The sequence below is a fragment of the Pseudomonas retamae genome (assembly GCF_043496865.1).
Taxonomy (GTDB): domain Bacteria; phylum Pseudomonadota; class Gammaproteobacteria; order Pseudomonadales; family Pseudomonadaceae; genus Aquipseudomonas; species Aquipseudomonas retamae.
Map to the genome: position 1 here is coordinate 226,125 of NZ_JBIEIL010000004.1, position 25,449 is coordinate 251,573.

Consider the following 25,449-nt stretch of genomic DNA (forward strand, 5'->3'; position numbering starts at 1 on the left):
GACGAACCTGAACTTAAATTACAATGCAAATCAAACTCCGCTTAACACTCAAGCCCCGCCTTTCGCAACAGTAATAATAGATAACAACTGCTTCGAAGTTTAACGGCAAGCCATTTGCGAGAAATGTCGACGATCAGCGGCAAGCGCCACCAGCCCGTTTTACGCTGGCACGACACGGCGCGAGCGACACGTTCCAATGCAGGAGCCACCCGCGGCAACTCCTGCACAAACCCCGTCAGAACTTGATGAAGTGCTTGCGGTAATGCTGCAACTCGGCGATCGATTCACGAATGTCATCCAGCGCCAGATGCGTGCTGCCCTTCTTGAAGCTGTCGCGCACATCCGGCGCCCAGCGCGCGGCCAGTTCCTTGAGTGTGGAAACGTCGAGGTTGCGGTAGTGGAAGTAGCTCTCCAGCGCTTTCATGTGGGTATAAAGGAAGCGACGATCCTGGCAGATGCTGTTGCCGCAAATCGGCGATTTGCCTTTGGGCACCCATTTTTCGAGGAAGGCGATGGTTTCGGCTTCGGCTTCGGCCATGCTGATGCGGCTGTCGCGAACACGCTGGGTCAGGCAAGAGTTGCCGTGGGTGCGGGTGTTCCACTCGTCCATGCGCGCCAGCACTTCGTCGCTGTGGTGAATGGCGATCACCGGGCCTTCGGCCAACGTGTTGAGGTCGCTGTCGGTGACGATGGTGGCCATCTCGATGATGACGTCGTTTTCCGGGTCCAGACCGGTCATTTCAAGGTCGATCCAGATCAGGTTCTGCGGGTTTTGCATATTCGGGCTCCTGGGCAATGCTGCGCAGTTTAGCCTAGGCCGCTGGCCGGGCGTGCTAAACTCGCGGCCGTTTTACCTAATCGCTGCATTCTTCAGACGGAACACCCATGGCCAAACGCCAACTCAATCGTCGTCAAAACTGGCGCATCGAAAAGATTCAGGGCGAGCGCGCCGCCCGCGCCGCCAAACGCGAGTCCTCGGCGGTCGAAGCCCTCGAGGGCGGCGACCTTGGCCCTGAACAACACGGCCTGGTGATCGCGCACTTTGGCGTGCAGGTCGAAGTCGAGGCTGTCGATGGCGAACTGGCGGGGCAGGTATTTCGCTGCCACTTGCGCGCCAACCTGCCGGCGCTGGTAACCGGCGACAAAGTCGTCTGGCGCGCCGGCAACCAGGGCATCGGCGTGATCGTTGCGCAATTGCCGCGCACCACCGAGCTGTGCCGTCCGGACAGCCGTGGCCAGCTCAAACCGGTCGCAGCCAACGTCGACATGATCGTCATCGTCTTCGCCCCGCTGCCCGAGCCGCATGCCAACCTGATCGACCGCTATCTGGTCGCTGCCGAACACGCCGGCATCAGCCCTCTCCTGCTGCTGAACAAATTCGACCTGATCGACGAGCAGAACGCCCCGGCGCTCAACGCACTGCTGGCGGTGTATCGCACGCTGGGCTACCCGGTGCTGGAAGTCTCGGCGCACCACGGCGATGGCATGGAACAGCTGCAGAAACAGCTCGACGGGCGCATCAGCGTATTCGTCGGCCAGTCCGGCGTCGGCAAGTCATCGCTGGTCAACAGTTTGCTGCCCGAGGTGGAAACCCGGGTCGGGCCGTTGTCCGAGTTGTCCGGCCAGGGCACGCACACCACCACCACCGCACGACTGTTCCACTTCCCCGGCGGCGGCGAACTGATCGACTCGCCGGGTATTCGCGAATTCGGCCTCGGTCACGTCAGCCGTGCCGACGTCGAAGCGGGTTTCATCGAGTTCGATGATTTGCTCGGCACTTGCCGTTTCCGCGACTGCAAGCACGACCGCGAACCGGGCTGTGCGCTGCTCAAGGCACTGGAAGACGGACGCATCCAGCAGCAACGGATGAACAGCTACCGCTCGATCATCGCCAGCCTGCCTGAAAACGGCTATTAAACAACCATGTCGGCAGCCCTTCGCGCAGGGTTGCCGGCTGTCGGTTCTCGCCTGATTTCTTCAAGCATTTTTAAACGTCGGAGCTTTCCGTAAGACTTTCGCACGCCTGCTTGAAGGACATTTCTGTTTTGCCGCTCAGACCTTGTGAGCGCGTTCCAGAAGCCTACATTCGGTTCCTCTTTCGCCTCTTGCGATCTCCGAGGAACGTCATGCAAACCTATCATCTGTTCATCAGTCATTCGTGGAGCTACGCCCACGCCCACGACAATCTGGTGCGCCTGCTCAATGCGAAACCGGGGTTCACCTACAAGAACTTTTCGGTGCCAACGCACAATCCGATTCTTGATGCCCGCACCGACCAGGAGCTTGAACAAGCCATCGAAAACAAGATTCGCCCCTGTTCGGCGGTGCTGATCATGGCCGGCATGTACTCGACGTACAGCAAGTGGATCAACAAGGAAATCGAGATCGCCAAACGCATGGGCAAGGTGATCATTGCGATCAAACCGTTCGGCGCCGAGCGCATCTCGACCGTGGTGCGCAACGCGGCACACGCCGAATGTGCGTGGAACACCAACAGCATCGTCAGTGCGATTCGTCTGCATACGGCGGTGTGAGCATGCGCAAGGAACTGTTTATCGGCATCAATGATTACGCGAATATTTGCGGATTGAGCGGCTGTTGCAACGACGCCATGGCCATGGCCTCGGTGCTCAAGAGCAACGCCAATGGCGACCCCAACTTCAAGAATGTCGTGCTGACCTCCGCCGAGGATCATCTGAGCCGCGAACGACTCGAGGACCAGATCCGCGAGCTGTTTTCCGGCGACTGCAATGTTGCCCTGCTGTATTTCGCCGGACACGGCGGCTTTGACGTCGACACTGACGAAGGCATGTTGATCCCGCAGGATTACCGCAACGCCAAAGACGGCATTCGCATCAGCGACATTCTCAACTGGGCGACCAAAGCCACGCGCATCAAAAACAAAGTGATCATCCTCGACTGCTGCCAGAGCGGCTCGGCCGGCGAAGTGCGCGCCTTGCGCAGCGAAAGCAGTGCCATCGGCGAAGGCCTGACCATTTTGACTGCCTGCAAGAAAGAGCAGCCGGCCATGGAGGGCGCCCAGCACGGCGTCTTTACCGGTCTGCTGCTGCAAGCGTTGCACGGCGGTGCGGCGAACATCCTCGGCAAGATCACCCCCGGCAGCCTGTATTCCTTCGTCGACAATGCGCTCGACGCCTGGGAGCAGCGCCCGGTATTCAAGACCAACGTTTCGCAGTTCATTGCCCTGCGCGAGGTCTCGCCGCTGATTCCCAAGGAAATCCTGCGCAAGTTGCCGGACTGGTTCGCCGAAGCCGAGTCGGTGTTCGCGCTCGACCCCAGCTACGAACCCACCGAAGCGACGTTTGTGGCCGAGCATGGCGAGATCTTCGCCCAGTTGCAGAAGTGCAACCGCCACAGCCTGATCGAACCGGTCGACGCCGAACACATGTACTACGCCGCCCTTCACTCCACTGGCTGCCGCCTGACGGCCCTCGGCGCCTATTACCGCGAACTCGCGATCAAAGGACATTTCTGATGCCCGTATTCATCAGCTACCGCCACATGGACCGCGCCCACGCGATCGCCATCAATACCCGCCTGACCCAGGCGAAAATCAAGACTTACCTCGACGTGCTTGATCCGGAATCGCAGACCACCGACGACATCACCGGGGTGATCACGCGCAACATTACCGAGTGCACGCATTTGCTGGCGGTAGTTTCGGAGAAGACGGCGTTGTCGTGGTGGGTGCCGTTCGAGATTGGCGAAGCGACCATCAGCAATCGCCGCATCTGTTCGTTCAAGACCGGCCCGGCGGAGCTGCCACTTTATCTGGATAAATGGCCGAAGCTGAGCACCAACAGTGATCTGGATTTTTTCATCGACGCCTATCGGGATGAAGTCTTGAGCAAACGCTCAATGGCGCTGGATTCGATCAATGAGTCGATCAAGGGCAGCTACAAGCGCAATGCCGAGTTCTTTCATGAACAGCTGAAAACCCGGATTCGGCGCGGGTTCTAGACCATTGTCATGCCTGAGAGCCCCTCACCCTAGCCCTCCCCCGGAGGGAGAGGGCTAGGGTGAGGTGTCTTGCGCTGTTCGCCGACCTTAAAGATCGCAGCGATCATGGATTCAGCAGAGCACGATCAGGTCGACGTTGAGCTCCAGCATCCCCCGATCGGCTCCCTCTCCCTCGGGAGAGGGCTGGGGTGAGGGGCTGCGACCTTCGCGGCACAGTAATCCTCAAGCCGAAAACCAGGCAAAAAAAACCGACATCACTGTCGGCTTTTTTATCCATCACTGCTTCGGCGCTGGCGCCGCCCCACCCGGCTCAGCCGGCTTCGGCGCGGCATCATCAAACAGATTCAACCGCTCACGCAGCTCATGCGCAGGCACCGGTTGCTGGTCCGCCGGCAGTGCATTCGGATCAGCAGGCGTTGCCGGCGCAGCCCCGTTCTGACTCTGATCCGCTGGCTTGGCGGCATCGGCGCCCTGTGCACCCTCGATGGCTGCCTGGGCCTTCTTGGTCAGCACGACGATATCGATGCGGCGGTTGACCGGGTTGAACGGGTTCTCGCGGTCGAACAGCGCCGACGAGGCATAACCGACCACCCGCGCCACTTGCGCATCCGGGTAGCTGCCAGCGACCAAGGCACGCCGGGCGGCGTTGGCGCGGTTGGCCGACAGTTCCCAGTTGCCGAAGTCGCCGGTGCCGATGTACGGCTTGGCGTCGGTGTGGCCGCTGATGCTGATCTTGTTCGGCACCGCTTTGATGGTGTCGGCCATGGCCAGCAGGATGTCTTCGAAGTACGGCTTCAGGCGTGCGGAACCTGAGTCGAACATCGGCCGGTTCTCGGCGTCCATGATCTGGATGCGCAAGCCGTTCGGCGTAATCTCGAAGAGGATCTGGTCTTTGAACTTCTGCAGCTGCGGGTTCTCGTCGACCTTGTTCTGCAGTTCTTGCAGCAACAGCTCCAGACGCTCCTTCTCGACCTGTTCGGCCATGCCTTCAACCTGCTCAGTGTCGACCGTGACCTTATCGGGCTGCGGCTGCGACTTCACTTCCGGGTTGAGGGTATTTTCCGGCGCCAGGGTCGGCGTACCGCCCAGATCGATGATGTACGGCGTACCACTTTCGGAGAAACCGACCGGGTCCTTGAAATAACCGGCGATGGCGATTTTCTGTTCCGGCGTAGCCGTGGACAGCAGCCACAACACCAGAAAGAACGCCATCATCGCCGTGGCGAAGTCGGCGAAGGCGATTTTCCACGCCCCACCGTGGTGCCCGCCGGCAATGCGCTTGACGCGCTTGACTATGATCGGCTGATTATTTTCCATGACTTATCGACCGCGAACCGCTTGTTCCAGCTCGGCGAAGCTCGGACGGTGCGCCGGGTACAGAACCTTGCGCCCGAACTCAACGGCCAGCGACGGCGGCATGCCGGATGCGGAGGCCACCAGCGAGGCCTTGATGGCTTCGTAGACGTTGAGTTCTTCCTTGGCATCGTGAGCCAGCGAGTGCGCCAGCGGGCCGAAGAAACCGTACGCCGCGAGAATACCGAAGAACGTACCGACCAGTGCCGCACCGACGTGCAGACCGATCGACGCCTGGTCGCCTTCGCCCAGCGAGGCCATGGTCACCACGATACCGAGTACCGCCGCGACGATACCGAAACCGGGCATGCCATCGGCGATGCCGTTGACCGCGTGCGACGGGTGCTCGAGGTCTTCCTTCAGGCTGTACAGTTCCATGTCGAACAGGCCTTCGAGCTCGTGCGGAGCCATGTTGCCGGAGGACATGATGCGCAGGTAATCACAGACGAACGCGGTCATGCGTTCATCCTTGAGCACCGCTGGGTACTTGGCGAAGATCGGGCTCGCGGCGGCGTCTTCGATGTCGCCTTCAATCGCCATCATGCCTTCGCGGCGGCTCTTGTTGAGGATCTCGTAGATCAGCCCGAGCACTTCCAGGTAGAAGGTGTGGGTAAAACGCGAACCGAACATGCTCAGGGATTTCTTGAGCACGTGCATGGTCATGTAGCCGGGGTTTGCCTGGAGGAACGCGCCCAGTGCTGCACCGCCGATGATCATCACCTCGAAGGGCTGGATCAGGGCGGCAATCTTGCCGTGGGAGAGCACGTATCCGCCGAGCACGCTCGCGAATACGACGATGATGCCGATAATTTTAGCCATAGGTAGAAGGTACTTGTTTAAGTCGGGTTCAAGGTCATATTCGGAAGTTAAAAAATCTCTTCTTCTACTTATCGGCAAAACTGCGCCAGACTATAGCCAGTTCAGGCGAAAAGCCAATTTAGCCCATGCCGGGCGCGTCTACAGTCAGTGAAGATTCCGTCCAGACATGGCTAATGAAACGAACGTCCCACACGCAAAACCGACCACTCTCGACGGCTGGGTAAAGCTGCTCGACAGCGTCCGCCTGCCCGTCCCGCAAGCCGCTCACGACAAAGTCTGCCGGGCAATCCGCGACAATCGCAGCTCGCTGCGCGACATCGCCGATCTGATGCAGGACAGCCCGGCGCTGGCCTTGAGCATCCTGCGTGAGGCGAATCGTCACACCCACGGCACGATGGCCACGCCGGCGGAAAATCTCGAGGTCGCCATCAACCGCCTTGGCCTCGCTCGAACCGAAGAACTGCTCGCACGCCTGCCCGCCGAACCGCAGATGCAGATCCCCAAGGCTCTACGCCAGTTGCAGTTGATCAGCCAGCACGCGACGCAACAGGCCAACGGTTTTTTTGCCAGTCGCCTGGCGCGGCTGTGGCAGGACATTCATTGGGGCAGCCTGCTGTTTCTGTCACCGCTGTGGCCGCTAGCGCTGACCTTTCCGCAACTGCTTGAGGAATGGGAGCTGCGGGTGATCCACAAACGCGAACCGGCGCATCTCGTTGAGAAGCAATTGTTTGGCGTGCGCCTGCTGAAAATTGCCGATGCGCTGGTTGAGGCCTGGCATCTGCCGATCTGGGTCCAGCAAGGCTATAAATTGCTGCTCAACGAACAGCGTGAACTGGTGAAGGTGTTGCGTATCGCCCGCGATAGCGAACATCCGCTGCGTCAGCAAAACCGCCTCGACGATGACCCGACCCTGCGCCGCTGGCTCAATCAGCCGGCCAACACCGTGCTGCTGGCCAACGGGTTGGCACTGTCGGCGCATCAGGCCTGGGACAGTCCGCACAGTGAGCGCTGGCAGTACCTGACCAGCCTTTATCTACAGATCCCGATGGACGAAGTGCAGCAACAGCTGCACCAGCAAGCGGCGAACAGCGCGCGCCAGCACGCCATGCCGGACTTGTGGCACCCGGCGGTTGGGCTGCTGTGGCCGTGGGGCACGCGACGCTTGCCGGCGGGAATGTTGCCTGCGGCGGCGCCATCATCCGATGACCTCAGCGAATGGCGTCGGCAATGCGCCGAGCTGCTCGCCGAACCGAGCCGCTTCACCAACGCCATGAGCCTGACCGTCGCCGCGCGCGATGCGCTGGTGGCCAGCGGCATGCGCCGGGTGATGATTCTGATGGCCGACCGCACGCACTCGACGCTGCGCGTGCATCAGACCGCCGGCCTGCCGAAGGAAGCCGGCGCGCTGAGCTTCGTCGTCAGTCAAAGCAAAGTGCTGCAACGCTTGCTGTCGCAACAGGCGCAGGTGCGCATCACCCCGGAAAACAACGCGCAATTTTCCGCGCTGTTGCCAGCGAGCCTGCGCACGCTGTTCCGTGGCGAACATTTATTCCTGCGCTCGCTGGTCAACAACGGCCGGGTGATCATGATCGTGGTTGCCGACCAAGGCGGTGGGCCGTTCGCCGATATCACCGTGCAGGCCTTCGGCAAGACCGCACAATGCATCGAAAAAGCCCTGCACAGCTTTAGCAGCCGTGGCCGATGAGCCTGCGCTACAATCCTCCCCTTTGTGCTCTGGAGACCTCACATGTCTGACTTCTCTGGCTTGCCGCTCGTCATCGAGCCGAGCGATCTGCTGCCGCGCCTGGAGTCCCCGGAACTGATTCTGGTGGACCTGACCAGCCCTGCCCGGTATGCCGAAGGTCACTTGCCCGGCGCACGTTTTGTCGACCCGAAACGCACCCAGCTCGGCCAACCACCGGCACCGGGCCTGTTGCCAGCGCAAGCCGATCTGCAGGCGTTGTTCGGTGAGCTGGGGCATCGCCCGGATGCGGTCTACGTGGTCTATGACGACGAGGGCGGCGGCTGGGCCGGACGGTTCATCTGGCTGCTCGATGTGATCGGCCACAATAAATACCACTATATAGACGGTGGCCTGCCGGCGTGGCTTGCGGATGGCATGCCCATGTCGATTCAGGTGCCGGCCGCCGTCGGTGGCCCGGTGGCGCTGACCCTGCACGACGAGCCGACGGCTACCCGCGAGTACCTGCAAAGCCGCCTCGGCGCCGCCGATCTGGCGATCTGGGATGCGCGCGGGCCGCTGGAATATTCCGGCGAGAAAGTCCTCGCTGCCAAGGGCGGCCACATCCCCGGCGCGGTGAATTTCGAATGGACCGCCGGCATGGACCAAGCGCGTCAGCTACGCATCCGCACCGATATGCCGAAGATCCTCGAACAGCTCGGGATCACCAAGAACAAAGAAATCATTACCCACTGCCAGACCCATCACCGGTCGGGCTTCACGTATCTGGTGGCCAAGTCCCTCGGTTATCCGCGGGTCAAAGGCTACGCCGGTTCCTGGGGCGAATGGGGCAACCACCCCGACACGCCCGTCGAGATTCAAGCTTCCAAGGAAAATCAATGAAAGAGCGTCTGTTTATCCTCAGCCAGTACCTGCTGCCGCATCACCTGCTGTCGCGTCTGGCTGGCTGCATTGCCGAGTGCCGCGTGCGCTGGTTCAAGAATGCCTTCACCCAGTGGTTCGCCAAGCGTTATCAGGTGGACATGTCGCAAGCGCTGGTCGAAGACCTGACCGCGTACGAGCACTTCAACGCCTTCTTCACCCGCGCCCTGAAGGACGGCGCGCGTCCGCTGGACCAGACCCCGGGCGCGATTCTCAGCCCGGCCGATGGTGCGGTCAGCCAGCTCGGCCCGATCGAGCACGGTCGCGTATTCCAGGCCAAGGGCCACAGCTTCAGCGTGCTCGAATTGCTCGGCGGTGACGCGGCCAATGCAGCGCCGTTCATGGGCGGCGACTTCGCCACCATTTACCTGTCGCCCAAGGACTACCACCGCGTGCACATGCCGCTGGCCGGCACTTTGCGCGAAATGGTCTACATTCCAGGGCGGATCTTTTCGGTCAACCAGACCACCGCCGAAAACGTGCCGGAACTGTTCGCCCGCAACGAGCGTGTAGCTTGCATCTTCGACACCGAACGCGGGCCGATGGCCGTCGTTCTCGTCGGTGCGATGATCGTTGCTTCGATCGAAACTGTCTGGGCCGGCCTGGTCACGCCGCCGAAGCGTGAGCTGAAAACCTTTCGCTATGACGAAGCCGCACGTGCGCCGATTCATCTGGAAAAAGGTGCGGAACTAGGGCGCTTCAAGCTCGGTTCGACGGCGATCGTGTTGTTTGGCCCGGATCAGGTGAAGTGGGCTGAAGAACTGGTGGCCGGTTCGCCAGTGCAAATGGGCCAAGGCCTGGCACTGCCGAAAGCCTGATTACAAAGCAGTCGGGCGCAGCGGGTGCAGCACGGTGCTGCTCCCGCACCCTGCCATTTGCTGCTATGGTTTTTGGCATGAGCCAGACCAATTCCCCACTCCGGCTGCGCGCCCCGACTCCGAGTCAGCCGCGCCTGTCATTTTGCGAAGCGAGCCCGCGCGACCTCAAGCGCTGGATCGCTCGTCTGCCCAAAGCCAACATCGGCGAAACCGCCCGCCAGTTGTATCAGTGCCTGGGCGAACTCAACCAACTGCTCACGCCCAGCGACAACCGCCTCGCGTTGCTCGAATTGCTGCGCCCGGAAGTGTATTTCGTCTGCCAGCATCTGGAGCGACACTTTCTGCATCAGGCGATCATGCTCGACGAGCGTTCGCGCAAGATCAGCAATCTGTGCCAGGCACTGCAAGGCCATTTGGCGATCGGCTACATACAGATCGTCCTGCGCATTGTGCCGAAGTACCGCAAGGAACGCGCGGCACTGGTCAGTACCGCCCTGCAAAGGGCCGCGCACGCCCTCAAAGGCCAACTGCTGCGCGCCACTCAGCTGTACAGCGCGCCACCGGAGCAGTTGTGGTTTGAACTGCATCAGCTCTATCGCAACGCGGTCGAACTGCAATTGCAACATCGACCCGTGCATGACGATCTGGCCAGCCTCACACCTGAACTGAGCCTGGAGCAGACCTACATCGCCGCGCTGCTATTGGGCAGTGCCCGGTGCAATCAGTTACGGCAGAATCAGATCGCGCGGCTGGGCGAAGCGCTGGAGCCGTGGAGCACCCTGCTCAAGTTGCAGCCCGCCGGGCCAGACACCGGTCTGTTTGCGATCAGCGCCGAACTGGACGTCGGCCCGCGTTACCGCAGCATGTTTCGCAGCGAGCAACGCAGCAGCCTGCTCAGCTTCGATCCGCAGCCGCTGGTGATCGCCCTCGAAGCGCAGCTGAATCAGCCATCGGCCGCGGCGCTGCCGATCCCCGCAGGGCTCAGCCTCGATACCCTGCAACATTTGCACGCCACGTGGGGCCAGACCGCCGAGCGCAGCTTTCAACGCACTCCCGGCCAAGGCAACCTGACCGTGTGCGTAGGCATGAGCGCCCTGCACTTCTACCTCGGTGGCGGACGCACCTTCAGCGAATTGCTCAAGCACCCCGGGGCGCGCCCGGCGAACTTCAGCCAAGTGGTCGCCAAGGGCGAGAAGGACAGCTGGAGCCAGGCTTACGACGCGGCGCCACAAAGCAACGACGAATACCTGCCCTACGAAGAAATCCAGTACGACCAATTGATCGAAGATGAAGGTAGCGAAGCCACAGCCGATTATCCAACCTACGCCCTGCCGGTGATCAATCACAGCCCCGGCGGTTATTGCCTGGCATGGCCGAACGAAGTGCCGGCCGAATTGCAGGCCGGGGAAATGCTCGGCATTCGCGACAGTGCCAGCCAAAGCTGGAGCATCGCGGTGATTCGCTGGATACGCCAGGTACGCGGTGGCGGCACGCAAATGGGTATCGAGTTGGTGGCGCCGCATGCCCAGCCGTGCGGGCTGCAACTGGTACGCTCAAAAGATGACCACAGCCAGTATCTGCGCGGCTTGCTGTTACCGGAGATCAGCGCCATCGACTTGCCGGCCACCCTGTTGACGCCGCGGTTGCCGTTCCAGGAAGGTCAGAAAGTGCTGATCAACACCCAGGGCGAAGAGCATCGCGCCGGGCTGGATCGGCGCGTGGCGAGTACGCACAGCTTCAACCAGTTCGCCTATCGGTCGCTGGAAACCGCGCAGAATGGCGGTAGCGAGGAGGACTTTGATTCGTTGTGGAAATTGCTCTAGACCGAGGCGCGGCCTTCGCGAGCAGGCTCGCTCCCACAGGAAACCTCATTCCAATGTGGGAGCGAGCCTGCTCGCGAAGAGGCCAGATCAGACGACAGAAATTTCAGTTCTGCCCGTCACGATCACGGAAGCCCAGCAGATACAGCACGCCATCCAGACCAAGCGTCGAGATCGCCTGCTTCGCCGACTGCTTGACCAGCGGCTTGGCACGGAACGCCACGCCCAGGCCGGCAATCGCCAGCATCGGCAGATCATTCGCGCCGTCGCCCACGGCGATCGTCTGCTCAAGACGCAAACCTTCCTTGTGTGCCAGTTCCTTGAGCAGGTCAGCCTTGCGCTGCGCATCGACAATCGGCTCGATCGCCACGCCGGTGCACTTGCCGTCGACCACTTCCAGTTCGTTGGCGAACACGTAATCGATGCCCAGTTTGACCTGCAATTGCTTGGCAAAGTAGGTGAAGCCGCCGGACAGGATGGCTGTCTTGTAACCCAGCCGCTTGAGTTCGGCGAACAAGGTTTCCGCGCCTTCGGTCAGACGCAACGACGCGCCGATCGAGTCGAGCACGCTGACGTCCAGACCTTTGAGCAGAGCCAGACGCTCCTTGAAGCTGGCGCGAAAATCCAGCTCCCCAGCCATGGCACGTTCGGTGATTTCCGAGACGCGGTCGCCGACACCGGCCGCCTTGGCCAATTCGTCGATGACTTCGGCTTCGATCAGGGTCGAGTCCATGTCGAACACGGCCAGACGCCGGTTGCGGCGGAACAGCGAATCTTCCTGAAAGGCGATGTCGACGTTCAGCTCCTGAGCAACGCTGAGAAATTCGGCACGCAGCGCCTGCGGATCGGCCGCTTCACCACGCACGGAAAATTCGATGCAACCCTTGCCCTGATCGGCCGGGGTGTCCAGTGCCATACGCCCCGACAAACGGTCGATATGATCGATATTCAAACCGTATTTGGCGGTGATCGAACTGACCGCCTGCAATTGCCCGGCGGTGACCTTGCGGGTCAACAGCGTGACGATGTGGCGCTTTTTGCCCTGATTGCCCACCCACTGCTGGTAATCCGCTTCGGACACTGGGGTGAAGCGCACCTGCTGGTCGAGTTCGTAGCCTTTGAACAGGATGTCCTTGAGCACGGCTTTGCCTTGCTCGGAATCGGGAATTTCAACCAGGATGCCGAACGACAGGGTGTCGTGGATCACCGCCTGACCGATGTCGAGAATGTTCACGCCACCTTGGGCCAGAACACCGGTAATGGCCGCCGTCAGACCCGGTCGGTCGACTCCCGTGATGTTAATCAGGACGATTTCGCGCAACGCGCACCCCCGCAACTGGAAAAAAACCGCATTCTACGCACTTTCAGTGACCATCGGGCACCGCCAGCGCTTTGCCGGTCTGGGGCCTGTCGCTATACTGCGCGTCAACTTCACGGACAAAGAGCCGAGCTCAGTGAACCGGCCCACGCCTGTTAAAACCGATAACTTCTTCCTGCTGATCTTCCGTGCACTGCGCCACCGCCGTGTACCGATTGCATTGCGCATTGCCAGCCATAACGTGATCCTGGTCGCTCTGGCCCTGGTGATTTATGCCGGGGTGATGGGCCTGCAATTCAAGCAGGCCATGCACCAGCAGGCCGATGCGCTGGGCGAAAGCCTGACCACGCAGACCGCGACCTCGGCCACCGACCTGTTGGTGTCCAATGACATCCTCAGCCTCAACGTGCTGCTGAACAATCTGACCAAGAACAAACTGGTGGCCCACGCGGCGATCTACAGCGTGGATAACCGCATCCTCGCCGAGTCCGGTCAGCGTCCCAAGCACAGCCTGCTGGGCGAAGCCGAAGGTTTGTACGAGAGCAAGATCACCTTCCAGGACGTGACTGCCGGACAACTGCGCATCAGCCTGGACATGGATCAGTTCCAGCAGCCGATGACCATCAGCCTGCAAAGCATGGGCATTCTCAGCGGGATTCTGCTGGCGCTGTCGCTGGCCCTGAGCTTGCGCATGGGCCGGCACCTGTCGACGCCATTGCTGCAATTGCGCGTGTGGCTGCGGCGGATCGACGAGCACACGCCGGGTATCGATCGTCAGGATGAAATCGGCGATCTGGCGCGGCAACTGCACGCCAGCTATGCCCCGGAGCCCGCGCCAGAACCGGAGCCGGTGTTTGAAGACGAAGAAGACGAAGCGGAATTCGAGGTGCGCAATCTGCGTGACTCGAGTTTCGACGAAACGCGCCCGATGGCCGCGCAGAAGCCGGCACCGCGTCATCTGGTCAGCACCGTTGAAGATGATGACGACGATGACGCGTTCGCCGATCTTCGCGATGAGTCGCTCAATACCACCGCGCAACCCCCTGTGCGCAAGCCGACGCCGAGCGTTCCGCAGCACAGCGCGGTACTGGCCGTGCAACTCGGTTCGCAGGAGCAGTTGCGCCGCTTGCCGCGCGCGCGGCTGGAAGAATTGCAGGAACGCTATCGCGATTGCCTCGAGCAGGCCGCTTCGCTGTATCAGGGCGAGATTGAAACGCTGAACGATGGCAGCACGCTGATGCTGTTCCACACCGAAGATTGCGGCGACGACTACCTGACCAACGCGATCTGCTGCGGCGAACTACTGCGCGCACTGGGTCACCAGCTGCAGATCGAGGTCGCGGACAGCGGCATCACCCTGCAATTGCAACTGGGCCTGACGCTGGGCGATGAGTTGTTCGGCCTGAGCCAGATCGATCTGCTGCTGACCGATTCGGCGCAGGATGCACTGGCGCTGTCGCAACATAGCCGCAACCTGCTGCTGGTCGAACGCAAGATCAGTGACGATGGGCTGATTCGCCAGCGCGCGCGGATTCGCCCGATCGCCAGCCCAGAGGGTGCTTGCTGCGTCGAGCGGTTGATGGAACCGTATCCGTCGATGCTGGAGCGGCAACTGGCGCGGATGCATGAGCGCCGGGCTTAAGCCTTAGGCCTGAAATACGAAAGCCCGCAGATGAGGGATTGTCTGCGGGCTTTTTTGTGGGTGGTGTTAATGAGGTCGAGTTCAGCCCTAAAACCCCCTCACCCTAGCCCTCTCCCAGAGGGAGAGGGGACCGATTGGGGGATATTCGAGAGTTACATCGACATGAACGTTTGGCTGTGAATCCATAATCGCCAAGATCTCTCAGGTCGATGTAAGACGCCAGACACCTCGGTCAGTCCCCTCTCCCTCCGGGAGAGGGCTAGGGTGAGGGGCTTTTGATCTTCCGCACCAAGGCCCCAGACACAACAAAGCCCGCACAAGGCGGGCTCTGTTCTGACTCGATCCAGTCTTAGAAGCGGAACACTTCCATATCCGTGCGAATCGGCGATGCCATCGGAATCTTCGGCTGCTTTTCAGCTTCCGCCGCCGGTGCTGCCGGTTTGGCGTCCCGCTTGCGCGGCGCTTCGGCCACCGGAGGCTGGTTGGCCAACGGCTTGAGTGCCACCGACAATTGCTCGGCCAGACGCTGCAGCAGGATGCCCTGAGCCTGCACCTGCGAAGCGGTACTGCCGGCATGCAGCTCCTGCAAATGGACGATGCGGTTATCACGCACCTGACCGCGACGGTCGATCAAGCGCCACTGCGCATCGAGAATCGCCGGTTGTTTTGCACCGGAATCCAGACGCGTAATAGTCAGCAACACTTGAACATCCGGAGTGAAACCAGTCGTCGCCGGAGCCAGCACTACACGCTGGCTGTCCAGATGACCGGCGACCTGACGCATCAGCAACTGATCGATATCCGACGAAAGGCTGCCGGCCCAACGACCGTCCGTTGCCGCCTGCAGGCTGCCGTCGGGCTGGCGCTGCAGCAAAGTCTCTCGCTGCAGGTAGTCCGCTACGACTACCGGCCCCAGTAAAACCGCCATGCCCGCGCTTTGCGCAGGCTGAGCCGGACTTCCGCTGTCCAGCTGATACAGCGACACCGGCTGGTGTACGCTGCAACCCGCCAGGCCAAGAACGCCGGCGAGCAACAAAAAAAGAGGAAGGCGCAGAGCAGTCATCATCCCGTCCAGGTGGCCGCCACAAGGCTGACCACAGTGAAAATACTCAATAAATATGAAGAACGCTCGGCCACGCCGGCGCTTGAAAGGCCATATCATCCGTGAATATGCGTTCCGACTCCAGCGCCAAAGCGTCGATCTACGTGTTTAATCGCAGATCGAGCGCTCTAGGAGGGCGTTCTCGCCTAATTGAGGTTTTCGACGAGCAGCGCATCGACCCTCTGAAAGCCCCTCGGCAGTTTATTTCCGCGACGCCCACGCTCACCTTTGTAGTGTTCAAGGTCGTCAGCCTTCAGTGACAGGGTGCGTTTGCCAGCCTGCAACACCAGGGTGGCGCCCTCCGGAAGGACGGCGATGTCTGTCACGTATTCCTCGCGGCTGGCGACGCGCTCACCGGAGATACCGATGATCTTGTTGCCCTTGCCCTTACCCAATTGTGGCAGATCGCTGATTTTGAAGATCAGCAGGCGACCTTCGGTCGTGACCGATGCCAGCCAGTTCTGTTCACGGTCGGCGACGGGACGCGGCGCGATGACCTTGGCGTTGTTCGGCAGGCTCAACAACGCCTTGCCGGCCTTGTTCTTGGCTTGCAGGTCTTCGCCCTTGACCACGAAGCCGTAGCCGGCGTCGGAGGCGATCACGTACAGCGCATCGTCTTCGGGCATCAGCACGCATTCGAACGAGGCACCCGGCGGCGGCGTCAGACGACCGGTCAACGGTTCGCCCTGACCACGGGCCGACGGCAAGGTGTGCGCAGCGACCGAATAGCTGCGGCCGGTCGAGTCGATGAACACCGCAAACTGGTTGGAACGCCCCGCTGCCGAAGTCTTGAAGCCGTCACCGGCCTTGTACGACAGGCCGGTGGCGTCGATGTCGTGGCCCTTGGCCGAACGCACCCAGCCTTTTTCCGACAGCACTACGGTGACTTTCTCGTTGGGCAGCAGATCGTGTTCGGTCAGCGCCTTGGCTTCGGCGCGCTCGACGATCGGCGAACGACGGTCGTCGCCGTAGGTTTCAGCGTCCTTGAGCAGCTCGGTACGCACCAGCTTCTTCAGCTTGGCTTCGCTGCCGAGCAGCGCTTGCAGCTTGGCTTGCTCCTTGAGCAGTTCGTCCTGCTCGTCGCGCAGCTTCATCTCTTCCAGTCGCGCCAACTGACGCAGACGGGTATCGAGAATGTAGTCCGCCTGGATTTCGCTGAGGGCGAAACGCTCGATCAGTTTGGCCTTCGGATGTTCCTCGGTACGGATGATGTGGATCACTTCATCCAGGTTGAGGTAAGCGATCAGCAAACCGTCCAACAGGTGCAGGCGACGCTCGACCTTGTCGAGGCGGAATTGCAGGCGGCGACGCACGGTCAGCACGCGGAACTCCAGCCACTCGACCAGCAGCGCGCGCAGGTTTTTCAGCTGCGGCTTGCCGTCCAGACCAATGATGTTGACGTTGACCCGATAGGTCGACTCCAGCTCGGTGCTGGCGAACAGGTGCTGCATCAGCGCTTCGTGATCGACGCGGCTGTTGACAGGGATGATCACGATGCGGCACGGGTTTTCGTGGTCGGACTCGTCACGCAAATCAGCGATCTGCGGCGCTTTCGATGGTTTCGCCTGCATCAGCGCGGCGATCTGCTCCAGCACTTTCGCACCGGAGACCTGGTGCGGCAGCGCGGTGACGATGATGTCGCCGTCCTCGACGTGGTACACGGCGCGCATGCGCACCGAGCCCTTGCCGGTTTCGTACATCTTCAGCAGGTCGGCACGCGGCGTGATGATCTCCGCTTCGGTCGGATAATCCGGGCCCTGAATGTGCTCGCAGAGCTGCTCGACCGTGGCTTTCGGCTCGTCGAGCAGGCGCACGCAGGCGGTGGCGACTTCGCGCAGGTTGTGCGGCGGCACGTCGGTGGCCATGCCCACGGCGATACCGGTGGTGCCGTTGAGCAGAATGTTCGGCAGGCGCGCCGGCAACACCAGCGGTTCCTGCAGGGTGCCGTCGAAGTTCGGGCCCCAGTCGGCAGTGCCCTGGCCCAGCTCGCTGAGCAGCACCTCGGAATAGCGCGACAGCCGCGCTTCGGTGTAACGCATGGCGGCAAAGGACTTCGGATCGTCCGGCGCACCCCAGTTACCCTGACCGTCGACCAGTGTGTAGCGATAGCTGAACGGCTGGGCCATCAGCACCATCGCTTCGTAGCACGCCGAATCGCCGTGCGGGTGAAACTTGCCGAGCACGTCGCCGACGGTACGCGCCGACTTCTTGTGCTTGGAATCGGCATCCAGCCCCAGCTCGCTCATGGCGTAGACGATACGCCGCTGCACCGGTTTCAGGCCGTCGCCGATATGCGGCAGCGCGCGGTCCATGATCACGTACATGGAGTAGTTGAGGTAGGCATTTTCGGTGAAGTCAGCCAGCGAGCGGCGTTCTACACCGTCCAGGCTGAGATCAAGGGAGTCGCTCATGCGGGCCTCATCGGTTCGTTGTCTGGCGCAGCAGCATGGTGCCACCGCGCTGAGTAAATTCAAGTCTGTTCAGGGCGCTCATGCCGAGCAGCACCTGATCGCCATGCAACCCCGGCGCCACCAGTGCGCGAACGTCACGCAAAACGATGTCGCCCAGTTGCAGGCGGGCAATTTTTGTTCGATAGCCCTGGCTCAGGCCATTGGCCGTGCTCAGGGTCACACCGAAACCTTCTTCCAGCTTCAAACGCTTGGCCAGATCCGCCGGGATCGACACATCGGTCGCCCCGGTGTCGAGCATGAACTCCACCGGCTCGCCGTTGATCTGGCCGCTGGCAACGAAATGCCCTTGGGCATTGCTCGCCAGTTTCACTTCGATAAACCCTTCGCCCTGCTCGGACGTGACGACAATGTTCGGATTCTGCTGGCGCTGTTCCCACTGGCCGAAAAATCGCGTAGCGAGAAACAGCGCCGCGCACCAGGCGAGCACCATCAGCACCCGCCCGGCGCGTTTGCCCGGTGGCTGCTGGCTCAAAGACCCGCATCCCAGCCGCCCGCGGGCGCAGCAAAGCGCCAGACGATCGGGCGAGACTCGCCATCTGCACGAGTTGCGAAATTGTTATCGACCCCGATCCATGCGCCCTGGGCATCGACCAGCAAGGCTTCGGTCATACCATGCCGGGCCGCGTACTGACGGCTCGGAAACAGCGCATCTGCTGCGAATGACCAGCAGCGTTCCTGCTTTCCTGTCAGCATTTCATGACGACAGATTTTGAAAGCATTGCGGTCCAGCAAGTACAACTTGTTATTGAACAATGCGATATCCGAAAAATCCTTGTCTACCCATTTGGAATCTGGAAATTGGGGCGGCTGTGGTGCCAGCCCTTCCTCGGTCATTACCACACAAACGGAATTGCAAAACCATGTGTAATACATGGGGCTAAGCATCCGCTTGATTTTTACCAAACCTCTTTTTTGCCGCTCTGCGGCCAGCCAGATTTCAGTGTTGGCAAGGCCGGACACGACCAGGCCTTCATAAAGCGCGTTCGCTTGCCCCAACAACCCGGCCTCCCGCGCTTTCGTCAGCATTTGGGGAGAGATGACCAACCAGCCCGTTCCACCATCTGGTCTGATTCGGAGGATGGCTGAATACGTTTCGCTCAGAATGTAACTATTTTTACCAGAGTCACAAGTGATCCCTTCAAAGTCCAATGCACCATTACCTACAAGCGCTCTGAAGAAGCTTCGGGTTTTCATGGACAAGGTCCGCCCGGGATCTCCAGGCACAGGTGGGACACTAATCAAAACCGCCTCGGCCTTCCACACCCGAGCTTGTGTATCGAGTCTGTAAATCTGGTCGTCGTCTCGATCAGACACCGCCCACAAGATCCCGTCACAGCTGGCCAGCCCTGAAAGATTACCCCCGCGCATGCCATCCACAGGATGTTCCGAAAGCATCCGCAATTCAGGGTCCGCAGTCAGTCCCAGCGAACTCCAGACAAGCAAAACAACCGCAATAGAGTGGTTGAGTTTCATCGTTGAATCTCCCGCAGTCGGCGTTTCAAGTTTCCCCGAGCCTTGCACGACATGTCGGAATTCAACGAACACACTACTTTCTCGACAGCATTGCTTCAGAGCTTCACCCCTGCCCGTGACGCAGCACGGGTGGGATGTTCCCAAAGTATTGCAGCGGTTTTCTGATTGAGCACGGACTGGGCAAAAAACCTTCTACAGCATGTTCACAAATTGCCGTTCCAGCCACGATCAGGCGCGGCGAAACGCCAGACGATCGGGCGGACCTCACCGTCGGCACGCGGTCCGAAATTATTGTCGACACCCACCCAGGCCCCATCGGCGTCGATGATCAACGCTTCTTCCAGCCCGTAGTTCTGCGCGTAACGCCGATTGGCCTGTAACAGTTCGGCGGCATACGACCAGCACTGCTCGACCTTGGCCGTCTGCGCATCGCGACGACAGATCTGGAACGCGTTGCGCTCAAGGGTAAACAGCTTGCCGTTGAACAGCGCAATGTCGGAAAAGTCGCGATCGACCGCTCTGGCGTGGGGAAACTGCGAAGGCTGCATCTCCTTGCCGCCTTCACTGAGCAGCACGCAGCGACCCTCACAATCCCACACCGTCTGCTGGCGCTTGATCATCAGCAAACCGCGGCTTTGTCGTTCGGCGGCCAGCCACATGCGATCGCCCGCCGGGTTGATCGCCAGACCTTCGAAAATTGCGTTGAAATGCAGCAGCATGCCGCTGGCCCGCGCTTCACGCACCAGCATCGGTGAAATCTTCAGCCAGTTGGCGGGACCGATGAGGGGCACCTGCAATACCGCCGCATGGCCCTCGCTGACCACGTAGCGATTGCCCGCGCTGTCGCAGCTGATCCCTTCGAAATCCAGATCGCCACCGCGCACGAACGACGCCGCCCAGTTGCGCGAGCGCAATCCCCACGGCAAACCGGTGTCCGGCACTAACGGCACGTCGATGTGCATGGCTTCGGCCTCCCAGACCTGAGCTGTGGTATCGAGTCGGTAGATCTGATCGTCATCGCGATCCGATACCGCCCACAGTGCTTCGCCGCACATCGCCAGCCCCGACAGATTGCCTCCGCGGATGCCTTCGACGGGATGCTCGGAGAGCACGCGCAATTCCTGCAACGGCTCGGCCGACACGCTCATCGCACTTAGCAGCAACGCACACGCCAGGGCCAAGCCACAACGCATCAGGCCAGCACCTCGGCGAGATTGCCTTTGGATTCGAGCCAGGATTTACGGTCGCCGGCGCGTTTTTTCGCCAGCAGCATGTCCATCATTTCCGAGGTTTCGGCGAAATCTTCGCCGAGCGTCAGCTGCACCAGGCGCCGGGTGTTCGGGTCCATGGTGGTTTCGCGCAGTTGCGGCGGGTTCATTTCACCCAGACCCTTGAATCGGGTGACCTGCGGCTTGCCGCGTTTCTTCTCGGCGACCAGACGATCGAGAATGCCATCGCGCTCGGCCTCGTCGAGGGCGTAGTAGATTTCCTTGCCCAGGTCGATGCGATACAGCGGCGGCATCGCTACGTAGACGTGGCCGGCGTCGACCAGCGGGCGGAAGTGCTGGACGAACAATGCGCAGAGCAGCGTGGCGATGTGCAGACCGTCGGAGTCGGCGTCGGCGAGGATGCAGATCTTGCCGTAGCGCAGCTGGCTCATGTCCGCCGCGCCCGGATCGACACCGATGGCCACGGCGATGTTGTGCACTTCCTGACTGGCGAGCACTTCGCTGCCGTCGACTTCCCAAGTGTTGAGGATCTTGCCACGCAACGGCAGGATCGCCTGAAATTCCTTGTCCCGCGCTTGTTTGGCGGAACCGCCGGCGGAATCACCTTCGACCAGAAACAGCTCGGAACGCATCGGGTCCTGCCCGGCGCAGTCGGCCAGTTTGCCCGGCAATGCCGGGCCTTGGGTGACGCGCTTGCGCTCGACTTTCTTGCTCGCCTTGAGGCGACGGCCGGCGTTGTTGATCGCCAGTTCAGCCAGGGCCAGACCGGTTTCCGGGTTGGCATTGAGCCACAGGCTGAACGCGTCCTTGACCACACCGGAGACGAACGCTGCCGCTTCACGCGACGACAAACGCTCTTTGGTCTGACCGGAGAACTGCGGCTCCTGCATTTTCATCGACAGGACGAAAGCGATGCGCTCCCAGACGTCTTCCGGCGCCAGCTTCACGCCGCGCGGCAGCAAGCTGCGGAATTCGCAGAACTCGCGCATCGCATCGAGCAGGCCCTGACGCAAACCGTTGACATGGGTGCCGCCCTGCGCGGTCGGGATCAGGTTGACGTAGCTTTCCTGCACCGCGTCGCCACCTTCCGGGAGCCACAACAGCGCCCAGTCGACCGCTTCCTTATTACCGGCGAACGCGCCGCAGAACGGCTCGTTGGGCAGGCGTTCGAATTCGCTGACCGCGTCGACCAGATACGAGCGCAGGCCGTCTTCGTAATGCCACTCGACTTTTTCGCCGGTGCCTTTGTCTTCGAAGCTGACCAGCAGCCCCGGGCACAGCACAGCCTTGGCCTTGAGCACATGCTTGAGGCGGCTGATGGAAAATTTCGGTGAATCGAAGTATTTCGGGTCCGGCGCGAAGTACACGCTGGTGCCGGTGTTGCGCTTGCCGACGGTGCCGACGATTTCCAGCTCAGAGGCCTTGAAGCCGTCCTTGAAGGTCATCTGGTATTCATTGCCGTCGCGTTTGACGCGCACGCGCACTTCGGTCGACAGCGCGTTGACCACGGATATACCCACCCCGTGCAGCCCGCCGGAGAACTGGTAGTTCTTGTTGGAAAACTTGCCGCCCGCGTGCAGCTTGGTGAGGATCAGTTCGACACCGGACACACCCTCTTCCGGGTGGATGTCGACCGGCATGCCACGGCCGTCGTCACTGACTTCCAGCGAGTGGTCGGCGTGCAGGATGACCTGCACCGATCGCGCGTGGCCGGCCAGGGCTTCGTCGACACTGTTGTCGATGACTTCCTGGGCGAGGTGGTTCGGCCGACTGGTGTCGGTGTACATGCCGGGGCGTTTGCGCACCGGGTCGAGGCCCGAGAGGACTTCGATGGCGTCGGCGTTATAGGAGCTAGCGCTGGGAGTGGCCATAGGGTCTCGTCGTCAGTCATTCATTGAATAGGGGCAAGACTTCACAGTGCGGTGAAATCGATTGCCTGATACGTATCGGCGCCAATGCCGGCAAAACTCAGCAATGCCGGCAATTGCCCGGCAAAGCCCTGGAAACTGTGATCGCCGCCGGCCTGGATGCGTAGGGCACAGGCGCGGTAATACTGCTGGGCGAGGCGATAATCCAGCGTTTCATCGCCGGTTTGCAACCAGACCTGATAGCGCTGCGCATCCTGCGGTGCTGGCACTTGCAGTTCGGCCAGCGCCGCGACGTGGTCGTGGGTCAGATCCCAGGTTTCATCGGTATACAGGTTTTTCTGCGGGCCCAGATAGCCGTCGAACATCCGGTGCGGGCTGACCGCCGGGTTGACCAGCAGGGCTTTCAGGCCATGGCGCTCGGCCAGGTGAGTCGCATAGTAGCCGCCGAGCGAACTTCCCACCAGCAGCGGCCGGCCCAGTTCGGCAATCGCTTGCTGCAACTGACCGATGGCCTCACGCGGATGGTGATGCAGGGCCGGCACTCGCAGTTGCTCGCTCAAACCCAGCCGCTCCATCACCGTTACCAGCTGACAGGCCTTTTTCGAGGCCGGGGCGCTGTTGAAACCGTGGATGTAGAGGATCGAACCGGACATTTGAGCTCCCTGGTGTCGGCGAAAGATAGCGGAGTTTACAGGGAGAAAGCCCCTCACCCTAGCCCTCTCCCGGAGGGAGAGGGGACCGAATGGGAGATATTTGCGCACTACATCGACCTGAACGCTGTGCTGTGAATCCATAATCGACAACGCTGCTTCAGGTCGATGGATAGCGAAAGACACCTCGGTCGGCTCCCTCTCCCTCTGGGAGAGGGCTGGGGTGAGGGGCTCTTGATCGAAAATCAGTAACCGTCAGAGCCGTAGTCGACGGTGAAGGCGAAATTGATAACGCGTTCGACACCGGTTTCCAGCCGCCCATCCGGCAACAACCGCAACCACCGATAGCCCGGAGCCTGCTCGCCGACCTTGAAGTCTTCACTCCCCGGCTCAAACTGAATGCACGTCGAAGGCGAAGCTATCAGTCTCACGCCATTGCGCTCGCGATCAATCTCCTGATGCACATGCCCCCACAACACCGCACGGGCCTGTGGAAAACGATCCAGCACCTCGAAAAACGCCTCGGGATTGCGCAAGCCAATCGGCTCCATCCACGCGCATCCAATGGACACCGGATGATGGTGAAAACACACCAGATGATGGCGCTCCGGCGCTTCGCTGAGCGAGCGGGCCAGCAGTTGCAATTGGTCGTCCTGCAAATACCCCGGCACCGAACCCGGCACCGCCGAATCCAGCATGGTCACTCGCCAGTTGCCGATATCAACCACCGGTTCCAGCAGTGTGCTCTGCACAGCGGCCTGCGCCATGATCATCGGCTCGTCGTGATTGCCAGGAATCCACCGCGCCGGCGCATCGATCTGCGCGCTCATCTGGCGAAACAGCTGATACGACTGCAGCGTGCCGTCCTGGGAAATATCGCCGGTGGCCAGCAGCAGATCGATCTGCGGCTGCTGCTCCAGTACCAGGTCGATGACCTTTTGCAGACTCTCGCGGGTTTTCATGCCCAGCAGCGCACCGTCCGCTTCAGCGAACAGATGGCTGTCGGACAACTGCACCAGCAACGCCGGATCGGCGGTGGTCAACGTGGATACGCTCGGCAAAGGCGTTCTCCCAAGGCAAAAGCACGGAATCGGTCAGGTGCCGCAATTATGCTGGGGGTTCAGGCAAAGAGGAAACCGGCGAACCGGACACAGTTCACAACTAGCGTACGACTTCGTACTCATGCCCCAACGCCAGGCAATGGCTCAGCCATTCCCCCAGGAACAGATTGAGCTGAGCCTTTTCATCCGGCTGGTACATCGAAGCATTCGGATAAGGATAGATGCCGCGAAAGCGTCGTGCATGTTCGGCGCTGACCACTTCGGCCATGCGCGCGTCGTGATAGACCTGCACTTCCAGTTGCGGCACCGGCAGCCAAGGCAGACTGTGTTCCTGACGCACCTGCAACGTCGTGGTGTACGGGCAGGTCTGCAGTACTTCGAGGGCGAGCACGCCGAGCATCTGCTCGCCCTGGGTCACGGCGATGCGCCGGGCCTCGGGCTCGCTGCGCATGTCCGGCAGCAAACGCATCAGGCGCGCGTAGTTGGCCTCGCAGGCGGCTTGCAGCCCCACGAGGTCGACTCGATAACGATCGCGCAGCTTGTTTACAACCATAACCCCCTCACTTCGGCGCGGTTCAGCGCCAGCCACTGCATGGCAATGATGCTCGCCGCATTGGCAATGCGTCCGTCACGGACAGCCTGCAAGGCATCTTCGAAAGCCCAGACCGTGACGCGGATATCTTCTGCTTCTTCTTCCAGGCCATGCAGACCGCCCACACCCTCGGTGCTGCAACGCCCCAGATACAAATGCACGAATTCGTTGCTGCCACCCGGCGAGGGGAAATACTTGGTCATCGGCCACAGCGCCTTGATGTCCAGTCCAGCTTCCTCCTGCGCTTCGCGGTGAGCAACTTCTTCCGGTTGTTCATCCTTGTCGATCAGACCGGCAACCAGTTCGACCAGCCACGGATTGTCGGCCTTGCCCATGGCGCCGACGCGAAACTGCTCGATCAGCACCACTTCGTCGCGCTGCGGATCGTAGGGCAGCACGCACACAGCGTCGTGGCGGACAAAAATTTCCCGGTTGATCTCGCGGCTCATGCCACCGGCGAACAGCTCATGGCGCAGGTGCACACGATCGAGCTTGTAGAAGCCCTCGTAGCACTTTTCGCGCCGCACGATATCGACGGCGGTCGGAATGGCGTTGGCAAAATCGGTCATGAGCATCCTCTCTACTACAAGTCCATGACGAGGTTGCGCTGGGCGACCTCGACTTCGCGC

The 25,449-nt window shown here is 60.9% G+C and carries 23 protein-coding genes; 9 read left to right on the plus strand and 14 right to left on the minus strand.

What is annotated here, in order from left to right; all coding sequences use genetic code 11:
• Window positions 1–235: 235 nt before the first annotated feature.
• Window positions 236–778 carry an oligoribonuclease gene (gene orn, locus ACGSLL_RS09835; RefSeq protein WP_394505332.1) on the minus strand — a complete coding sequence of 181 codons (543 nt, stop codon included), beginning with the start codon at window positions 776–778 and terminating at the stop codon, window positions 236–238.
• A 107-nt stretch (window positions 779–885) separates the two neighbouring features.
• Between orn and rsgA the strand changes: the two genes are divergently transcribed.
• From rsgA to ACGSLL_RS09855, 4 genes are all read left to right on the plus strand, one after another.
• Complete coding sequence (gene rsgA, locus ACGSLL_RS09840) at window positions 886–1,917, plus strand: small ribosomal subunit biogenesis GTPase RsgA (protein WP_394505333.1); 1,032 nt, start codon at window positions 886–888, stop codon at window positions 1,915–1,917.
• Window positions 1,918–2,126: 209 nt separating this feature from the next.
• Window positions 2,127–2,534 carry a TIR domain-containing protein gene (locus ACGSLL_RS09845; protein WP_090280733.1) on the plus strand — a complete coding sequence of 136 codons (408 nt, stop codon included), beginning with the start codon at window positions 2,127–2,129 and terminating at the stop codon, window positions 2,532–2,534.
• A gap of 2 nt (window positions 2,535–2,536) precedes the next feature.
• Window positions 2,537–3,496, plus strand: a complete 960-nt coding sequence (locus tag ACGSLL_RS09850) for a caspase family protein (RefSeq protein WP_394505334.1) — start codon at window positions 2,537–2,539, stop codon at window positions 3,494–3,496.
• Window positions 3,496–3,981: a toll/interleukin-1 receptor domain-containing protein gene (locus ACGSLL_RS09855; RefSeq protein WP_394505336.1), complete on the plus strand. Its 486-nt coding sequence runs from the start codon at window positions 3,496–3,498 to the stop codon at window positions 3,979–3,981. The genes ACGSLL_RS09850 and ACGSLL_RS09855 overlap by 1 nt, the downstream gene beginning before the upstream one ends.
• A 276-nt stretch (window positions 3,982–4,257) precedes the next feature.
• Here ACGSLL_RS09855 and motB read toward each other — a convergent pair whose 3' ends face one another.
• Together motB and motA are read right to left on the minus strand one after the other, a co-directional pair.
• Window positions 4,258–5,298 (minus strand): flagellar motor protein MotB, encoded by a 1,041-nt coding sequence (motB, locus tag ACGSLL_RS09860; RefSeq protein ID WP_394505338.1) that lies wholly within the window; start codon window positions 5,296–5,298, stop codon window positions 4,258–4,260.
• Between the two features lie 3 nt (window positions 5,299–5,301).
• Window positions 5,302–6,153: a flagellar motor stator protein MotA gene (gene motA / locus ACGSLL_RS09865; protein WP_024011357.1), complete on the minus strand. Its 852-nt coding sequence runs from the start codon at window positions 6,151–6,153 to the stop codon at window positions 5,302–5,304.
• A gap of 166 nt (window positions 6,154–6,319) precedes the next feature.
• On the opposite strand from motA, the gene ACGSLL_RS09870 reads away from it, so the two are divergent.
• From ACGSLL_RS09870 to ACGSLL_RS09885, 4 genes are all read left to right on the plus strand, one after another.
• Window positions 6,320–7,858: an HDOD domain-containing protein gene (locus tag ACGSLL_RS09870; protein ID WP_394505341.1), complete on the plus strand. Its 1,539-nt coding sequence runs from the start codon at window positions 6,320–6,322 to the stop codon at window positions 7,856–7,858.
• A 42-nt stretch (window positions 7,859–7,900) separates the two neighbouring features.
• Window positions 7,901–8,737: a thiosulfate sulfurtransferase gene (gene rhdA, locus ACGSLL_RS09875; protein ID WP_394505343.1), complete on the plus strand. Its 837-nt coding sequence runs from the start codon at window positions 7,901–7,903 to the stop codon at window positions 8,735–8,737.
• Entirely contained in the window at window positions 8,734–9,594 is an 861-nt protein-coding gene (gene asd / locus ACGSLL_RS09880; RefSeq protein WP_047290967.1) for an archaetidylserine decarboxylase, read from the plus strand. The genes rhdA and asd overlap by 4 nt, the downstream gene beginning before the upstream one ends.
• A gap of 77 nt (window positions 9,595–9,671) precedes the next feature.
• A complete protein-coding gene (locus ACGSLL_RS09885; protein ID WP_394505346.1) occupies window positions 9,672–11,417 on the plus strand; it encodes a molecular chaperone in 1,746 nt (581 codons plus the stop codon).
• Between the two features lie 103 nt (window positions 11,418–11,520).
• On the opposite strand, the gene serB is transcribed toward ACGSLL_RS09885, so the two are convergent.
• The gene (gene serB, locus ACGSLL_RS09890) at window positions 11,521–12,735 is read right to left on the minus strand and encodes a phosphoserine phosphatase SerB (RefSeq protein ID WP_394505348.1); all 1,215 of its coding nucleotides are present in this window, start codon (window positions 12,733–12,735) and stop codon (window positions 11,521–11,523) included.
• Between the two features lie 133 nt (window positions 12,736–12,868).
• On the opposite strand from serB, the gene ACGSLL_RS09895 reads away from it, so the two are divergent.
• Complete coding sequence (locus ACGSLL_RS09895; protein WP_394505350.1) at window positions 12,869–14,374, plus strand: AhpA/YtjB family protein; 1,506 nt, start codon at window positions 12,869–12,871, stop codon at window positions 14,372–14,374.
• Window positions 14,375–14,723: 349 nt separating this feature from the next.
• Here ACGSLL_RS09895 and ACGSLL_RS09900 read toward each other — a convergent pair whose 3' ends face one another.
• The 10 genes from ACGSLL_RS09900 to ACGSLL_RS09945 form a co-directional block, all read right to left on the minus strand.
• Window positions 14,724–15,437, minus strand: a complete 714-nt coding sequence (locus ACGSLL_RS09900) for a PqiC family protein (RefSeq protein ID WP_394505352.1) — start codon at window positions 15,435–15,437, stop codon at window positions 14,724–14,726.
• Window positions 15,438–15,622: 185 nt separating this feature from the next.
• Window positions 15,623–17,887, minus strand: coding sequence for a DNA topoisomerase IV subunit A (gene parC / locus ACGSLL_RS09905; protein WP_130909839.1), 2,265 nt, complete (start codon window positions 17,885–17,887; stop codon window positions 15,623–15,625).
• Between the two features lie 7 nt (window positions 17,888–17,894).
• Complete coding sequence (locus ACGSLL_RS09910) at window positions 17,895–18,419, minus strand: retropepsin-like aspartic protease family protein (protein WP_093105455.1); 525 nt, start codon at window positions 18,417–18,419, stop codon at window positions 17,895–17,897.
• Window positions 18,416–19,420: an esterase-like activity of phytase family protein gene (locus tag ACGSLL_RS09915; protein WP_394505355.1), complete on the minus strand. Its 1,005-nt coding sequence runs from the start codon at window positions 19,418–19,420 to the stop codon at window positions 18,416–18,418. Before ACGSLL_RS09915 ends, ACGSLL_RS09910 begins: the two co-directional genes overlap by 4 nt.
• Before the next feature lie 203 nt (window positions 19,421–19,623).
• Window positions 19,624–20,613 (minus strand): esterase-like activity of phytase family protein, encoded by a 990-nt coding sequence (locus tag ACGSLL_RS09920; RefSeq protein ID WP_394505357.1) that lies wholly within the window; start codon window positions 20,611–20,613, stop codon window positions 19,624–19,626.
• A complete protein-coding gene (gene parE / locus ACGSLL_RS09925) occupies window positions 20,613–22,520 on the minus strand; it encodes a DNA topoisomerase IV subunit B (protein WP_093105463.1) in 1,908 nt (635 codons plus the stop codon). Before parE ends, ACGSLL_RS09920 begins: the two co-directional genes overlap by 1 nt.
• Window positions 22,521–22,561: 41 nt before the next feature.
• On the minus strand, window positions 22,562–23,170 hold the full coding sequence (locus ACGSLL_RS09930) for a YqiA/YcfP family alpha/beta fold hydrolase (RefSeq protein ID WP_208938985.1): 609 nt from the start codon (window positions 23,168–23,170) through the stop codon (window positions 22,562–22,564).
• A 242-nt stretch (window positions 23,171–23,412) separates the two neighbouring features.
• Window positions 23,413–24,228, minus strand: coding sequence for a 3',5'-cyclic-AMP phosphodiesterase (gene cpdA / locus ACGSLL_RS09935; protein ID WP_394505360.1), 816 nt, complete (start codon window positions 24,226–24,228; stop codon window positions 23,413–23,415).
• Between the two features lie 100 nt (window positions 24,229–24,328).
• On the minus strand, window positions 24,329–24,781 hold the full coding sequence (locus ACGSLL_RS09940; protein ID WP_090280686.1) for a DUF1249 domain-containing protein: 453 nt from the start codon (window positions 24,779–24,781) through the stop codon (window positions 24,329–24,331).
• Window positions 24,772–25,389 (minus strand): NUDIX domain-containing protein, encoded by a 618-nt coding sequence (locus ACGSLL_RS09945; RefSeq protein ID WP_394505362.1) that lies wholly within the window; start codon window positions 25,387–25,389, stop codon window positions 24,772–24,774. Before ACGSLL_RS09945 ends, ACGSLL_RS09940 begins: the two co-directional genes overlap by 10 nt.
• Between the last annotated feature and the right edge of the window lie 60 nt (window positions 25,390–25,449).